The organism is Pseudomonas sp. AC532 (genome assembly GCF_979258965.1).
The window spans coordinates 4769152-4784340 of the sequence record NZ_OZ409888.1; the positions used below are offsets into that span (position 1 = coordinate 4769152).

17 protein-coding genes are annotated in these 15189 nt (G+C 63.7%); 10 read left to right on the plus strand and 7 right to left on the minus strand.

What is annotated here, in order from left to right:
- The first annotated feature begins 113 nt into the window (after positions 1 to 113).
- The gene (locus tag ACZ0AV_RS22240; protein WP_499153026.1) at positions 114 to 2582 is read left to right on the plus strand and encodes a TonB-dependent siderophore receptor; all 2469 of its coding nucleotides are present in this window, start codon (positions 114 to 116) and stop codon (positions 2580 to 2582) included.
- Positions 2583 to 2638: 56 nt separating this feature from the next.
- Here ACZ0AV_RS22240 and ACZ0AV_RS22245 read toward each other — a convergent pair whose 3' ends face one another.
- Positions 2639 to 3550 carry an AraC family transcriptional regulator gene (locus ACZ0AV_RS22245; RefSeq protein WP_499153428.1) on the minus strand — a complete coding sequence of 304 codons (912 nt, stop codon included), beginning with the start codon at positions 3548 to 3550 and terminating at the stop codon, positions 2639 to 2641.
- 275 nt (positions 3551 to 3825) lie between these two features.
- Here ACZ0AV_RS22245 and ACZ0AV_RS22250 point away from each other — a divergent pair, with 275 nt between their 5' ends.
- Entirely contained in the window at positions 3826 to 4563 is a 738-nt protein-coding gene (locus ACZ0AV_RS22250; RefSeq protein ID WP_499153027.1) for an SDR family oxidoreductase, read from the plus strand.
- 51 nt (positions 4564 to 4614) lie between these two features.
- A complete protein-coding gene (locus tag ACZ0AV_RS22255; protein ID WP_499153028.1) occupies positions 4615 to 4884 on the plus strand; it encodes a putative quinol monooxygenase in 270 nt (89 codons plus the stop codon).
- A gap of 64 nt (positions 4885 to 4948) precedes the next feature.
- On the opposite strand, the gene ACZ0AV_RS22260 is transcribed toward ACZ0AV_RS22255, so the two are convergent.
- The gene (locus ACZ0AV_RS22260; RefSeq protein WP_013791921.1) at positions 4949 to 5377 is read right to left on the minus strand and encodes an organic hydroperoxide resistance protein; all 429 of its coding nucleotides are present in this window, start codon (positions 5375 to 5377) and stop codon (positions 4949 to 4951) included.
- Positions 5378 to 5595: 218 nt separating this feature from the next.
- The gene (locus ACZ0AV_RS22265) at positions 5596 to 6045 is read right to left on the minus strand and encodes a MarR family winged helix-turn-helix transcriptional regulator (RefSeq protein ID WP_499153029.1); all 450 of its coding nucleotides are present in this window, start codon (positions 6043 to 6045) and stop codon (positions 5596 to 5598) included.
- A 224-nt stretch (positions 6046 to 6269) separates the two neighbouring features.
- Between ACZ0AV_RS22265 and ACZ0AV_RS22270 the strand changes: the two genes are divergently transcribed.
- Positions 6270 to 6659, plus strand: coding sequence for a hypothetical protein (locus ACZ0AV_RS22270; protein WP_499153030.1), 390 nt, complete (start codon positions 6270 to 6272; stop codon positions 6657 to 6659).
- Positions 6660 to 6711: 52 nt separating this feature from the next.
- Here ACZ0AV_RS22270 and ACZ0AV_RS22275 read toward each other — a convergent pair whose 3' ends face one another.
- A complete protein-coding gene (locus ACZ0AV_RS22275) occupies positions 6712 to 6975 on the minus strand; it encodes a hypothetical protein (RefSeq protein WP_499153031.1) in 264 nt (87 codons plus the stop codon).
- A gap of 452 nt (positions 6976 to 7427) precedes the next feature.
- On the opposite strand from ACZ0AV_RS22275, the gene ACZ0AV_RS22280 reads away from it, so the two are divergent.
- Positions 7428 to 7826, plus strand: coding sequence for a DUF2513 domain-containing protein (locus tag ACZ0AV_RS22280; protein ID WP_499153032.1), 399 nt, complete (start codon positions 7428 to 7430; stop codon positions 7824 to 7826).
- 18 nt (positions 7827 to 7844) lie between these two features.
- Positions 7845 to 10301, plus strand: a complete 2457-nt coding sequence (locus ACZ0AV_RS22285; protein ID WP_499153033.1) for a glycogen/starch/alpha-glucan phosphorylase — start codon at positions 7845 to 7847, stop codon at positions 10299 to 10301.
- A 112-nt stretch (positions 10302 to 10413) separates the two neighbouring features.
- Here the strand turns inward: ACZ0AV_RS22285 and ACZ0AV_RS22290 are convergent, their stop codons facing one another.
- Genes ACZ0AV_RS22290 through ACZ0AV_RS22300 form a run of 3 tightly spaced genes read right to left on the minus strand, consistent with a single transcriptional unit; the run spans position 10414 to position 11491 of the window.
- Complete coding sequence (locus tag ACZ0AV_RS22290; protein ID WP_499153034.1) at positions 10414 to 10671, minus strand: hypothetical protein; 258 nt, start codon at positions 10669 to 10671, stop codon at positions 10414 to 10416.
- The gene (locus ACZ0AV_RS22295) at positions 10668 to 11249 is read right to left on the minus strand and encodes an NAD(P)H-binding protein (protein ID WP_499153035.1); all 582 of its coding nucleotides are present in this window, start codon (positions 11247 to 11249) and stop codon (positions 10668 to 10670) included. The genes ACZ0AV_RS22290 and ACZ0AV_RS22295 overlap by 4 nt, the downstream gene beginning before the upstream one ends.
- Before the next feature lie 23 nt (positions 11250 to 11272).
- Positions 11273 to 11491, minus strand: coding sequence for a hypothetical protein (locus ACZ0AV_RS22300; protein WP_499153036.1), 219 nt, complete (start codon positions 11489 to 11491; stop codon positions 11273 to 11275).
- Between the two features lie 217 nt (positions 11492 to 11708).
- Here ACZ0AV_RS22300 and ACZ0AV_RS22305 point away from each other — a divergent pair, with 217 nt between their 5' ends.
- The 4 genes from ACZ0AV_RS22305 (at position 11709) to ligD (ending at position 15100) form a co-directional block, all read left to right on the plus strand.
- A complete protein-coding gene (locus tag ACZ0AV_RS22305; RefSeq protein WP_499153429.1) occupies positions 11709 to 12200 on the plus strand; it encodes an MgtC/SapB family protein in 492 nt (163 codons plus the stop codon).
- A gap of 82 nt (positions 12201 to 12282) precedes the next feature.
- Positions 12283 to 12525, plus strand: coding sequence for a hypothetical protein (locus ACZ0AV_RS22310; RefSeq protein ID WP_042555677.1), 243 nt, complete (start codon positions 12283 to 12285; stop codon positions 12523 to 12525).
- Between the two features lie 128 nt (positions 12526 to 12653).
- The gene (ku, locus tag ACZ0AV_RS22315; protein ID WP_499153037.1) at positions 12654 to 13478 is read left to right on the plus strand and encodes a non-homologous end joining protein Ku; all 825 of its coding nucleotides are present in this window, start codon (positions 12654 to 12656) and stop codon (positions 13476 to 13478) included.
- 11 nt (positions 13479 to 13489) lie between these two features.
- Positions 13490 to 15100: a non-homologous end-joining DNA ligase gene (gene ligD, locus ACZ0AV_RS22320; RefSeq protein ID WP_499153038.1), complete on the plus strand. Its 1611-nt coding sequence runs from the start codon at positions 13490 to 13492 to the stop codon at positions 15098 to 15100.
- Positions 15101 to 15189: the final 89 nt, after the last annotated feature.

The window sequence follows — 15189 nt, forward strand, 5'->3', positions numbered from 1 at the left end:
AACTGCTGCGCTCGGTCATGCGGCCTGTGATGGTTCCCTTTTTCGATTCTCGCCTGGCTTCAGTGTATTCGGCCCTTGCGCGTCATGCGCGGCCCCTGCAATGAGGATGCTTCATGTACCCCAGCCTTCGCTTCTCGCCTATCCGTCTGCGCCGCTCCATCCGCCTCGCCACGCTGGCACTTGCGGCACTCGGACCGGCTGCCGTTCATGCCCAGGCCGTCGAGGCCGCGAGTGTCCAGCAGCGCACCCAGGGCTATCAGATTCCCGCCGGGCCGCTGTCCGCCGCCCTCAGCGGTTTCGCGGCCGAGGCTGGCGTGCTGCTGTCGGTGGACGGGCGCCTGACCGAAGGCCGGCAGAGCCCAGGCCTGCAGGGCGAATACGCGCTCGACGAGGGCTTTGCCCGGTTGCTGCAAGGCAGCGGATTACGGGCAGTCGGTGACGGCGCTGGCGGGTATTCGCTGCAAGCCACCCGCGAAGCCGTGCCTTCGGCGCTCGAACTGGACAGCACGGATGTACGCGCCTTCGCCCTGGGCAATGCGCTGGGCAACATGGACGGCTACAACGCCACCCACAGCAGCGTGGCGACCAAGACCAGCAAGGAGTTGCTGAAAACCTCGCAGAGCGTATCGGTGGTGACCCGCGAGCAGATCGAGAAGCAGGGCGCGGCCAGCGCCGCCGACGCGATGCGCTATACGCCGGGCGTGCTGACCAATCCCTACGGCAATACGCACCGTTACGACTACCTGGCGATCCGCGGCATCAACGATGGCGCGGTGGACAACATCATCATCGATGGCCTGAAGTCCATGGGCGACCCCGGCTCCTATAGCAGCCTGCAGATCGATCCGTACTTCATCGAGCGGATCGACGTGCTCAAGGGGCCGTCCTCGGTGCTCTACGGCCGCAGCAATCCGGGTGGCCTGGCCGCCATCAGTACCAAGCGCCCGGCGTTCACCGAGGCCCGCCAGGTCGACCTTTCCTACGGCAGCAACAACCGCAAGTCGCTGGGTTTCGATGTTACCGGGCCGCTCAACGAGAACATCGCTTACCGCGTCGTCGGGCTGGCCGGGGACGCAGATTCCCAGGCCGACCACGTGACCGAGAGCCGCTATGCGCTGATGCCCAGCCTGGCGCTGAACCTCAGTGACGACACCTTCATGACCCTCTACGCCTACCTGCAGGACGATCCCAATGGCGGCTACCATGGCAGCCTGCCGGCGTCGGGCACGGTGCACAAACGCAATGGCCAGCGGATTTCCGGCAGCTTCTTCGAGGGCGATCCGGCGGTCGAGGAGTTCACGCGCACCCAGCAGATGCTCGGTTACGAGCTGGAGCACCGTTTCAACGACACCTGGAGCGCCCGGCAGAACTTCCGTTACCTGGATGCGCGGGTGTCGAACAGTCAGGTCTGGGGCTCGGGTTACCTGAATGCCACCAGCAACGAACTGTTCCGCGGCTACAGCGGTGGCCAGGAAAAGCTGCACGCGTGGATCGTCGACAACATGCTGCAAGCCGACTTCACCACCGGAGCCGCCGAGCACACCGTGGTGCTGGGCCTGGATTATCAGTACTCGAAGAACAAGGTGGCCAGCCAGAGCGACAGCTCGGGCGCACCGATCGACGTGTTCGATCCGGTGCAGGACTACGCCGGCCTGACCGCCATGCGCACGGTCAGCGATGCGCTGCGGCGGCAGAAGCAGACCGGCCTGTACCTGCAGGATCTGATCGAGATCGATAACTGGAACCTGTCCGTTGGCCTTCGTCAGGACTGGTACGACGTATCCATCGATGACGAAATCGCCGGCCAGAACGATAGCCAGGGGGAGAAACTCAGCGGCCATGCCGGCGTGCTCTATGCCTTCGACAATGGCCTGTCGCCCTACGTCAGCTATTCGACCTCGTTCAACCCGACGTCGAACTACTCCAGTGGCGCGCAGATTCTCGACCCGACCACGGGCAAGCAATGGGAGGCCGGTATCAAGTTCCAGCCGCCTGGCACCGACGACCTCTACACGCTGTCGTTCTTCAACCTGGACATGGAAAGCCTGTTCGCCAAGGAAAACAGCCTGGTCACCGACAGCTTCTACAAGGGCGTTGGAGGGCTGCGCTCCAAGGGCGTCGAGCTCGAAGCGCGCTTCAAACCCGTCGAGAATCTGCAGCTGATGGCCAGCTACACCTACGCGGATGTCGCCTACAGCAAGTCCTATTTCGTCAATGCGGGTACCGCCGTGGTGGATGCCAAGGGCAATACGCCGCCGCAGACGCCCGAACAGATGGCCACCTTCTGGGCGGACTACCGCTTTGACGATGGCCTACTCGCCGGGCTGACGCTCGGCGCCGGAGTGCGCTATGTCGGGGAGAGCAAGGGCAGTGAGCTGAATGACTTCGAGGTGCCGTCCTACACACTGTTCGACGCATCCGTTGGCTATGACTTGAGCCAGGTCGGGTTGCAGGGAACCTCGGTGCGGGTCACCGCCAACAACCTCACCGACGACTACTACGTGGCGTCCTGCTATTCGGCCGTGGCCTGCTACCTGGGTGAGGAGCGTACGGTGACGGCCACACTGACCCAGCGTTTCTGATAGCAGCGTCTGCTGCGCGTCGGCACGGAACCGCTCTGTGCCGCGCTTCTTTGCGCTCAGCCGGCGTTGCGCAGCCGGTGCATGTCGCGCAGCGGCGGCGCACCGAACAGGCGGCTGTATTCGCGGCTGAACTGCGACGGGCTTTCATAGCCAACGCGGAAGCTCGCGGACGCAGCCTCCAGACCTTCGCTGAACATCAGCCGGCGGGCTTCCTGCAGGCGCAGCTGCTTCTGATACTGCAATGGGCTCAGGGCGGTGACCGCCTTGAAGCGATGATGCAGGGTGGACGCACTGAGGTTGACCTCGCGGGCCAGTTCCTCGATACGCAGCGGTTTGTCGTAATGCACGTTGATCCACTCGATGGCGCGGGCAATGCGATGGCTCTGGCTGTCGGCCATCACCAGCTCGCGCAAGCGCTGCCCCTGCGGGCTGCGCAGTAGCCGATAGAAGATCTCGCGCAGTGCCAGGGGCGCCAGCATGGCGGCATCACGCGGCGCATCGAGCAGGCGCAGCAGACGAATAAGCGCATCCAGCATCGAGGGGTCCAGGCGGTCGACGTACAGCGCGCGGTTGGCGCCCGGTGCCGGCAGACCAATGGGACCCGCCTCGGCGATCAGGCTGCTGATCATTGCCGGGTCGATGTCCAGCTTCAGGCTCAGGTAAGGCGTTTGCGGTGTCGCCTCGATGACCTGACCGGTGACGGGCAAGGTCACCGAAGCCACTAGATAATTCAGCGGATCATAGAAGTAGCGTTCCGCCCCAAGGCGGACCTCCTTGCGGCCCTGGGCAATGATGCACAGGCAGGGCCGATAGAGCGTCGGCATCGGTAGGCTGGGCGCGGTGCAGTAGGCGAGGCTCAGCCCCTCGATAAGGGTCTCGTGCATGCCCTCGGCGGGGGTTTTACGCTGGATCAGACCGGCCAGTTCGAGTTGTCGGGCGGCCAGTTCGTCGAGTTGATCGGGTTGCATCATGGGGTTGCTCCTGAGTCTGGGGGCAGACTATCCGGGATTTTTCCGGGCGTCCCGCGCGCCAGGCCTGGCCAGCAGGAATGGGCAAGCATGGGGGAGGAATAGGCAATTATCCTGAATTTTGTCACCGCCCATGGCAACTGCTGAGGGAGTGATGAGCGGGGTATTGCAGAATCAGGCAAGAATGGCCGACTAATCGACTAACGATTGACCGGCCTGCTGCTTAATCTTTGGTAACGCGGCGCAACGAACCGCACTTACCAGAGGATCTCACCATGTCGAATATCCAGGAAAAAGTCGTATTGATCACCGGTGCCAGCAGTGGCATTGGCGAAGCCTGTGCCCGTTTGCTGGCCGAGAAGGGGGCTCGGGTGGTACTTGGCGCCCGCCGTGTCGAGCGCTTGCAGCAACTGGTCGACACCATCACCAGCGCAGGCGGCAGCGCCATCGCCCGGCGCCTGGACGTCACCGACGCGGCAGATGTCCAGGCGTTCGTGGACGCTGCACTGAGCGAGTACGGGCGCGTCGATGTGCTGATCAACAATGCCGGGGTGATGCCGCTGTCGATGATCGAGGCGCTCAAGCTCGACGAATGGAACCGCATGATCGACGTCAACATCCGCGGCGTGCTGCACGGCATCGCCGCTGCGCTGCCGGTGATGCAGGGGCAGCGCAGCGGGCAGATCATCAATGTCGCCTCCATCGGCGCCTACAGCGTGTCGCCAACGGCGGCGGTGTATTGCGCGACCAAATATGCAGTGCGCGCGATCAGCGATGGCCTGCGCCAGGAAGTCGGCGGCGACATCCGCGTCACCCTGGTATCGCCCGGCGTGGTCGAATCCGAGCTGGCTGAGAGCATTTCCGACGAAGGCGCCCGTGCAGCCATGCGTGAATACCGCAAGGTCGCCATCAGCCCGGATTCGATCGCCCGTGCCGTGGCCTATGCCATCGAGCAGCCGGCCGATGTCGACGTCAGCGAACTGGTGATCCGGCCCACCGCCAGCCTGCATTGAGCGCAGCGAGCCGCTCGCGGGTACCCATTCATTCAGGAGGAGCAGACGCTCATGCAGACTCACATCACCGTTGTCGATGCGCCGCCTGGGCGCGTAGAGGAACTGGGCGGCTACCTGCGCGACCTGCTGGAGCCGGTACGCGGCCTGGAAGGCTGCCTCGCTTTCGAACTGCAGCGTGATCGCCAGCGCTGGCGCCTGCGGGGCAACTGGCGCTCACCTGCCGACCTGGAGCGCTATTTCGGCACGCCGTTGCTGCAACAGGTACTCGACAGCGCCTGGCGCAGCGGGGCGATTCGCAGCTTGCACAGCCGTGCAGCCTGAGCACCACGAAAAACGCCCCGGCACTGGCCGGGGCGTTTCATTTACGGCCTTCTGCGCGCCGTGATCACTCGACCAGGGTCAGGGTCACGTCGATGTTGCCGCGGGTGGCATTGGAGTACGGGCAGACGATGTGCGCCTTGTCGATCAGCGCCTTGGCTTCTTCGCGATCCAGGCCCGGCAGGGTGATCTTCAGTTCCACTTCGATGGCGAAGCCGGTCGGCACCGCACCGATGCCAACGATGCCTTCGATCCAGCTGTCTGGCGATACCTTGTGCTTGTCACGGGCGGCGACGAATTTGATCGCACCCAGGAAACAGGCCGAGTAACCAGCGGCGAACAGCTGCTCCGGGTTGGTGCCCTGGCCGCCGGCGCCACCGAGCTCCTTGGGGGTGGTCAGCGCCACGTCGAGTACGCCGTCGGAGGAGATGGCACGGCCTTCACGGCCGCCAGTGGCTTCAGCGTAGGCGCGGTAGGCAACGGTTTCGATAGACATAATGGGCTCCTTACTGTGCGTTAAGTTAGTGTCGCGTTAAAGTTTTGCGTGCAAGCTAGTTGCGTAGGGCGAACTTTAGATGCGATTTATTTAGCGCGCAAGGTATTTTTCAACGTTTTTACTCAGCCCTGCATCGGCAACTGTCGATCAGCCCGGCGCTCGACGAGTGCCCAGCGTGCTGCAAGCCGCGCCCGCTGCCGTCAGCGGGGCGTAGCAGGTCAGAGGCTGTCCTGAAGTTGCTTGCGCAGCGCGGTGAGTTCTGCGGTGAGCGCCGACAGGCGCTTGGCTGTCTGCGCACTGGCATTGATGATGCAGCCGGGAATTTGCCGGGCCTGTTCATGCAGCGCGCGGCCTTTGTCGGTCAACTGCAGGTGTACCACGCGTTCGTCACTGCTGCTGCGGGTACGATTGAGCAGGCCTTCAGCCTCCAGGCGCTTGAGCAGGGGCGTGAGGGAGCCCGGATCGGTGAGCAGACGCGCACTGATCTCGCCCACGGTAATGCCGTCGCGCTCCCATAACACCAGCATGGCCAGGTATTGCGGGTAGGTCAGGCCGAGCTTGGCGAGCAGCGGCTTGTAGACCTTGGTCATCATCAGCGAGGTCGAATGCAGGGCAAAGCACACCTGGTTGTCGAGCAGCAGATCGGCGCAGGTGTCGTCGGTGGTCATGGAGGCTCCGGGATCAGGGCAGAACGAAGGAGGCAATCTATCGCGCCATCGACGCCGACACCAGCGCAAGCCGTATCGGCGCATTGTCTGGCGCGCCCGAGCGCTGGCCAATTATATGACCCCTGGCAGCGCCGCTGCTCGCCTGCGCGCCTACAATGCAGCACCGTTGTCCATCTGCCCCGCACGGCAGGCGGCATGAATCCGAACCCGAGTGGAGTAAACCCATGAAGAACCTGATGGCCGGCCTGCTGGCCGTGCTCACGCTGGCCGGCTGCAGCAGCCACCAGAGCGCTACGCCGCAGCCCCCGGTCGGTGGCAAGATCAACCCGACACGCTTTCTGGTGACACCGGCCGAGGCTGACATCGAAGCGGCCAAGGCCAGCCTGTTCAAGGCGGTGGAGCGCGACGGCGTGCAGTTCGATTCGCTGTTCGGCACCGCCGCCAGCCCGGCTGGCGATGACCTGGCCGTGTGCGGCCATGCCAGCCGCGACGGCCAGGACGCTGCCCTGTATTTTGCCCACTACAACGGCGAGTTGCTGCTCTGGGACGAAACCGCACCCCATGGCTCCAGCACCGAGAACCAGTTTCTGGCGATGATCTGCTCGCACCGCTGAGTCCGCCAGCCGGCCCATCTCCACCCGTGGCCGAGGCTACGCAACCCGGTCATCAGCCGTTGCCAATCAACCGCTGCGGCGCCGGCAGGCGTTTCACCGTGGTCGAGTGCGCCTTCGCGGCCATCCGGCGTTTGGCCGGGCAGATGCCGGTCACGCCGCGAAACACGCCCAGGGCTCCGGCGGCGATGTCGACCATGCCGACCATTCCACGTATCGCCAGGCCCTTGCGTATCAGCAAGACGCCGCCAGCGATGGAAATCACCCGCTCCATCGGGGCCAGGTTGATTGCGCTGTCCTGCTGATTGCCTTCGCTCATGCCATCACTCCGCTCAAAAGGGGTGTTTCAGGGCGCCGGCCCGTTCGGCCTTGCGCATGCTGGAGCGGTCGACGGCCTGGGCCGCCGTACTGCTTGTTCACCGCCGCCGAGACTCGGGCCGCGCTTCGTCCGGCTCACGCCGATCTTCTCAAAGCAGGCTTCGGTCACGCGGCCTTGCGCTTGCGAGCAACGGTGTAGGTGGTTTCGCGTCGCTGGGGGCATGAGGCGGTTTCTCGCAGCAGGTCGGCCTTCTCGTTCCCGGCCTCTGCAGCTCTGAAGCGCTCGGCCGCCAGCAGTTCACCACGATGGATGAGTGGTCGTGGTGAAATCCGTCCATTGGGTTGAACTCTCCAGAGCGCCGGGTACTCATTGCTAAGTGATTTTGGGGGCAGGGCGCCCCCCGCTCTGGAATGCGCCTGTCAGCTGCTGAAAAATTTACGAGGAGATCCACGATGAAACGCGATTGGGAACTGATCCGCGAACTGCTGCTGCAGATCGAAGCACTGGAAACTGGCCACCATTTTTACCCGCAGAGCGTCGGTCAGCACTCGGCCGAAGCCGTGAGCTACCATATTCATCTGATGTGCCAGGCTAATCTGATCGAATGTTCCCAGCACCATCCCTGGAATGGCGCACCGGTGGCCATCGCCAACGGCTTGACCCTGACCGGGCATGACCTGCTCGACGGCATTCGCGAGGAGACGCTGTGGGAAGCCAAGAAAGCCTTCCTGCAGGCACGCGCCGGTGGCATCACCTACGAAGGGCTGAAGAACGCGCCGACCGCCGATTCCATGCTGTACGCTACCAATCGTGGTGCTGATGAAGGGCATAACGGGCACGTCTATAACTGAATCAGGGAGTGACCTGTGATGGCCGAGGAAGCAGCGAAAGCAACAGACAATGTCGACACTTTCAAACAACTGATCCTGGCCAAGCTCAGGTACGCGGTTGGTAAGGACCCAGGCAATGCGTTCGACCACGACTGGTTCGAAGCTGTGGCACTGGCCGCCCGCGATCACCTGGTCGATCACTGGGAAGATGCTTCGCTGCAGGTCGACCGCCAGGATCAGAAGCGGGTCTATTACCTCTCGCTGGAGTTTCTGATCGGCCGTCTGCTGGTCGACAACCTCAGCAACCTGGGGCTGCTCGACACCGCCCGCGAAGCGCTCTCGCAGCTGGGTGTGGATTTCGAGCAGATCCGCAACATGGAGCCGGATGCCGCCTTGGGCAACGGTGGTCTGGGCCGCCTGGCGGCCTGCTTCATGGAAAGCATGGCGTCGCTGAACATTGCCGCCCACGGCTATGGCATTCGCTACGAGCACGGCTTGTTCCGCCAGGTAGTGGTCGATGGCTGGCAGCAGGAACACACCGAAACCTGGCTGGATTTCGGCAACCCGTGGGAGTTCGAGCGCCCCGAGGTGAGCTACCGCATCGGGTTCGGCGGCAGCGTTGCCAACCTCGCCGGCTCCGGCGAAGTGCCTCGCCATGAATGGCTGCCCAATGAGCAGGTTCGCGCCATCGCCTACGACACCCCTGTGGTCGGCTGGCGCCATTCCAGTGTCAACACCCTGCGGCTTTGGCGTGCCCGTGCCGAAGAAGACCTGAAACTGGAACGCTTCAACGCTGGCGACCACTTCGGCGCTGTTGCCGATGTGGTCCGGGCTGAGAGTATTTCCCGCGTGCTGTATCCCGCCGACAGCACCGAGGCCGGTCAGGAACTGCGCCTGCGCCAGGAGTTCTTCTTCGTTTCCGCTTCGCTGCAGGATCTGATCGCCCGGCACCTGGAGCTGAACCTCGACATCCACTCGCTGCCCGATCGCGTGGCCATCCAGCTCAATGACACCCACCCGGCCATTGCGGTCGCCGAGTTGATGCGTCTGCTCGTGGACGTCTATCGCCTGGAGTGGTTCGAAGCCTGGAAGCTGACCGTCGCCACGCTGTCGTACACCAACCACACGTTGCTGCCCGAAGCGCTGGAATCCTGGCCGGTCTCGCTGATGGAACGCCTGCTGCCGCGGCACATGCAGATCATCTACCTGATCAACGCGTACCACATCGATTCGCTGCGGGCCAAGGAGATCCACGACTTCGACCTGCTGCGTTCGGTCTCGCTGATCGATGAAGATCACGGTCGCCGCGTGCGCATGGGCAACCTGGCATTCCTCGGTTCGCACAGCATCAATGGCGTATCGGCGCTGCATACCAACCTGATGCGCAAGAGTGTGTTCAGCGATTTCCATCGCCTGTACCCGGAGCGCATCAACAACAAGACCAACGGTGTGACCTTCCGCCGCTGGCTGTATCAGGCCAACCCGCAGCTGACCGAGCTGCTGGTGGGCGCGGTGGGCGAGGAGCTGCTCGACGCCCCGGAAAACACCTTGCGCAAGCTGGAGCCGTTTGCCGCAAAGGCGTCGTTCCGCAAGCAGTTCGCCGCCCAGCGTCAACACGCCAAGCGCGAGCTGGCCAAATTGATACACGAGCGCATGGGTATCAGCCTTGATACGCAGGCGATCTTCGATGTTCAGGTCAAGCGCATCCACGAATACAAGCGCCAGCTGCTCAACCTGCTGCACACCGTGGCGCTGTACCAGGCGATGCGCAACGACCCGGCCACCGACTGGGCACCGCGGGTGAAGATCTTCGCCGGCAAGGCAGCGGCCAGTTATCACCAGGCCAAGCTGATCATCAAGTTGGCCAACGACATCAGCCGCACCATCAACGTCGACCCGACGCTGCGTGGCCTGCTCAAGGTGGTGTTCATCCCCAACTACAACGTCAGCCTGGCCGAGGTAATCATTCCGGCGGCCGATCTGTCCGAGCAGATCTCCACTGCAGGGCTGGAAGCCTCTGGCACCAGCAACATGAAGTTCGCCCTCAACGGCGCGCTGACCATCGGCACGCTGGATGGCGCCAATGTGGAAATGTCCGAGCAGATCGGCCGGGAGAACATGTTCATCTTTGGCATGACTGCCCAGCAGGTCGCGGCGCGCTCACGGCGTGATCTGAACATGAGTGCCGAGGTGGCGGCTTCCGAACGGCTGGCTGGTGCGCTGGAGGCGATTCGTTCCGGGGTGTTCTCGCCGGACGATCCAGGCCGTTACACCGGGTTGATCGACGGCCTGCTGGCCCACGACCGCTTTCTGGTGTGCGCCGACTTCCAAGCTTACTGGGACGCGCAGCGCAAGGTCGACATGCTGTGGCGCACGCCGGATCGTTGGTGGCAGGCAGCGGTGCTCAACACCGCGCGTACCGGCTGGTTCTCTTCGGACCGCACGATCCGCGAGTACGCCAAGGACATCTGGAAGGTCGCGGGCATCGATGACTGAGTGATGCAGCAAAAAAGCGCCCGTCATCGGCAACGAGACGGGCGCTTTTTCATGGGTGTCGATGTATCAGCTGCTAAGGGCTGCGCGGCGGCAATGGCCGCCGCGCATCGCTTCAGCCGTTGAGCGCCTGCTGGTGCTGCCGGTAGGTCCGGTAGGTCCGGTAGGCGCGTTCGCGCAGGCGCGCGCGGCGTGGTGCGTGCTGGCGGCGCCAGGAGGCGCTGTTCGGCGAGGTTGGCAGGGCAGGGAACTCTTCAGCCAGCTGGGCTTCGAGCTGGTAGCGGTTGACCAGGCGCAACATGCCCCAGAGCATCGCGGCGGATACCATCAGCCAACCCGAGATCATCAACAGAATGTAGCTTTCAGCACTCATGGAGCCTCCTCGGCCGGCGGGCGAGCATCGACGTGGATACGCTGATTGACGCTCGTTCCCTGCAGGCATTGGTCTATCACGCTGCGGGCGTAATGTTGCAAGGTGATGATTGCGCGGGTGTCACTGATCTGCACGGGGGCGTCCACCAGCGTCCAGGCCAGCGGCGACTTGTGCAGGCTGTGCTGCAGATGCTCGACCTTCTCGGCGCACAGCACGGTGGCATCGTCCAGCCAGGCGTGATCGCCGATCAGCATCAGGCGCTCCACGCGCGCCGCTGGCAGCCCTTCAAGCAGGGCGATGAGCGCGTCGTAGGTGCGTTCGAAGCCATCGGCATCGCAGCCTGCGCGCAGTTGCCGGCTGCTCAGCACGACGATCACCGCGTCGCAGCCGGCCACGCTGCGAGCGACACTGGCTGCCTCGAACGGGTTACCGCTCCTGGCACTCAGGTGCGGGTGAGCGGCGATGTCGGTGGGGTCATCGACGATCACCACTGCCTGCAGGCCGCTGTCGAACAGCGCCTCGAGCAGCGCATCGGTGATGCGGTCCGGGGCGCCATACAGGGCGATTTTTTCGATCATCTGCGCTTCGCTCATCCGGGTACTCAGCTCTGTCGCACCTGGCCTGGCGCCTGGTCGGTTGCCTCACCCAGGGGCTTCACCTCGATATCGGTGATTTCACTGGGCTGTTCGCTGCTGTGCAGCGACTCGATGTGGTAACGCGCCTGTTCGGGTGTGAGCACCGGGGCGCCGGCCTGTACCTCGGTGGACTTCTTTTGCCTGCCGAGTCGGTAGCTGACCAGAAAATAGTGATTTTTCGACATCCTTACCTCTGTCTGTTCGGGCCTGTGGCACGGGCTGAAGTCGCGTTGCCGATATCAATCAAGACCGGGCAAGGTCGAACCCCGTTCAGCTTTTTCGCCCAGCGGTCAGGCCGAAAAAAGCCCAAACCTATAGCGCTGAAACCGGTCTTATATCTGCGCTTGCAGGGCGAATCCGCGCTGCGCGCGCGTGTGAATCACACGACTGGCTGGAGCACGCATCTTGAGTTTCTGGGAAGAAGTAATGGCCACGCTGGCCAACGAGTTTTCCGATCTGAGCACCCCCGAGCAATTCACTCAGGTCACCCTGCGTCTGCTGCTGGCGGCACTGCTCGGCGGCCTGCTGGGTCTGGAGCGCGAGACCCATGGCAAGGCTGCCGGCATTCGCACGCACATGCTGGTGGCCATGGGCTCGGCGCTGTTCGTGCTGGTGCCCGCGCAAATGGGTGCCGAGAGCGACGCCATGAGCCGGGTCATTCAGGGATTGGTGGCGGGTATCGGTTTCCTTTGCGCGGGGACCATCCTCAAGGGCGAATCGATGTCCGAGGTCAAGGGGCTGACCACGGCTGCCGGCATCTGGCTGACGGCAGCCATTGGCATTACCGTGGGCCTGGGGCGCGAGGCCACCGCGGTGCTGAGTACGCTGCTGGCGTTTTTCATCTTCAATATCGTTCCGCACTTCAACCGGTGGATCGAGAAGCGTGCCCGTTGAAACCACTTGAACGCTCTGGCGCCCACGCGCTCAAAACCTCCAGGGCGTAAGGTCGGCCGCGAGACACCATGTGGAGTTCGCCATGTTCAGAAACTTCAAGGGATGCATTGCCTGGACGGATGCCATGAAAGATGGCCAGCAGTATGTTGGCCTGATCGAATACCAGCCCAAGTGTGCGGGTGCCGCGGTGCAGATGCTCTGGGTGGCGGCGCCGGGTAGCATCTGCGAAAGCGAGGCGGAGACCGCCGCAGACAACATGCTGCGCGAGATCCGCGACATCACCATCGACGGTAGCGTGATCTACCGCGACGGCGTCGCCCTCTAGCGGCGGTGCCGGCCGTTCATTGCAAAGCGCGCACCTGGCGCGCCGTCCGCTGCCCTCCGGCGGATCACTGAAACTTTTGTTTTCACCCCCCGGTCACCCGTAAACGTTCATATCGCGGGGTCTCTCACATGGCGCGTGCAATCTGGAAAGGGGCCATCAGTTTCGGGCTGGTGCATATTCCCGTTTCGCTGGTATCGGCCACCTCATCACAGGGTATAGACTTCGACTGGCTGGATTCACGCAGCATGGAGCCGGTCGGTTACAAGCGCGTCAACAAGGCCACCGGCAAGGAAGTCGACAAGGAGCACATCGCCAAGGGTGTGCAGGTGGAGAAGGGCCGTTACGTGATCATCAGCGAAGACGAGATTCGCGCCGCGCACCCGGAGTCCACCCAGACCATCGACATCTTCGGCTTTCTCGACGCCGAGGCCATTCCGCTGCAACACATCGACCGTCCTTACTACCTGGCGCCCGACAAACGTGGCGAGAAGGTGTACGCGCTGCTGCAGCAGACCCTCAAGGACACCGGCAAGGTGGCGCTCGCGCATGTCGTGCTGCACGTCAAGCAGCACCTCGCCGCCCTGATGGTCGACGACTCGGCGTTGTTGCTGGTGATGCTGCGCTGGCCCGACGAGGTGCGCGGCATCGATGCCCTGGAACTGAGCGAGGCGGTGACTGGCGCCAAGTTGAGCAAGGGCGAGCGCGACATGGCCAAGCGCCTGGTGCGCGACATGGCTGTCGATTGGGAGCCGGGGGACTATCAGGACACCTTTCGGGAAAAGATCCTGGCGCTGGTCGAGAAGAAGGCCAAAGCCGGCAAGATCGAGGACGTCGAAAGCGGCGAGAGCAAGCCGGCAAGCAAGAGCGCCGATGTCATCGACCTCACCGACCTGCTCAAGCGCAGCCTGGAGGGCAACTCCGCCAAGCCAGCGCGCAAGCGGTCGGCGAAGTGAGGTGAGCGAGCATGGCCAAGGCAACCAGCACCTACACCCGCAAGCGCAACTTCGAGGCCACCAGCGAGCCTCGCGAGCCGTCCCGGCGGCCTCGCTCGAAGGCCGGCGCGCTGCGTTTCGTGGTGCACAAGCATGATGCCCGCAATCTGCACTACGACTTTCGCCTGGAACTGGAGGGTACGCTGAAGAGTTGGGCGGTACCCAAGGGGCCGAGCCTCGACCCGACGCACAAGCGCCTGGCCGTGCAGGTAGAGGACCATCCCCTCGACTACGCCACGTTCGAAGGCAACATCGCCGAGGGCAATTACGGCGCCGGCGACGTGATCGTCTGGGATCAGGGTATCTGGCAACCGGAGGGTGATCCTGCTGCCGCGCTCCAGGCCGGCAAACTGAAGTTCGTGCTGGTGGGCGAAAAGCTCAGCGGCGCCTGGACGCTGGTGCACACGCGCCTCAAGGGCAGCGGCGCCAAGCCGCAATGGCTGTTGATCAAGGAGCAGGACGAGGTGGCGCGGCCCGCCGACGAGTACGACATCGTCAGCGCGCTACCGGCCAGCGTGATCAGCGGCGCCCTGGTCGGTGGCAGGCAGAAACCGGCCGCCAACCAGGCGCGCCCCAGGGCCGCCAAGGGCACACGCAAGGCGGCAACCAGGCCCGCACCTGAAAAGGCGCAGCAGCGTGAGCCGGTCAGCGAGCCACCAACTGCTGCCGCGCCGCGGGGCAGCGGTCCGGAGACCATTGCCGGGGTCTCCGTCAGCCACCCGGAGCGGGTCATCGATGCGCAGAGCGGCACCACCAAAGCCGGGCTTGCCAGGTTCTATACGCAGATCGCCGATTGGCTGCTGCCGGAGGTGCGCAACCGCCCAGTGGCACTGCTGCGCGCCCCGGGTGGGGTGGAGGGCGAGCAGTTCTTCCAGAAGCATGCCGAGCGCCTGGCAATTCCCAACATTCGCCACCTCGATCCGCAGCTGGACCCCGGGCATGATCGTCTGATGGCCATCGAAAACGTGCCGGCGCTGGTCGGCGCGGTGCAGATGGGTACCGTGGAGTTGCACACCTGGAACGCCGCCTACGCCAGCATCGAGCGGCCGGACCGCTTGATTCTCGATCTCGACCCCGATCCGCAATTGCCCTGGCGTGCTGTCGTCGAGGCGACCCGCCTGAGCCTGGCAGTGCTCGACGAGCTGGGACTCGAGGTGTTTCTCAAGACCAGCGGCGGCAGGGGCATGCACCTGGTGGTGCCGCTGGCGCGGCATGTCGACTGGGACACCTTGAAGGCGTTCGGCAAGGCGTTGTCGCAGTTCATGGCCGACCAGCTGCCGGATCGGTTCAGCGCACGCATGGGACCGAAGAATCGCATTGGCAAGGTGTACCTCGATTACCTGCGCAACGGCCGTGGAGCCAGCACGGTGGCCGCCTACTCGGTGCGCGCACGACCCGGGCTGCCGGTTTCGGTGCCGATCCGGCGCGACGAGCTCGAGCACTTGCAGGGGCCGGCTCAGTGGCATGTCGGCAACCTGCTGGAGCGCTTGGGCACGCTGCAACAGCGCCCTTGGGAGGGCTACGCCAATCGCCAGCGCATCACGCGCGGCATGTGGAAAAAGCTCGGTGCCGAAGCCCCCTGATAGCCCCATGCCAGCCTTGTCGCAGCGCGTTCGTGGCGCTTTGGAAACTCTGAACTTTGCCCGAGCCAGCAGGTTCGGAGATAGACAGG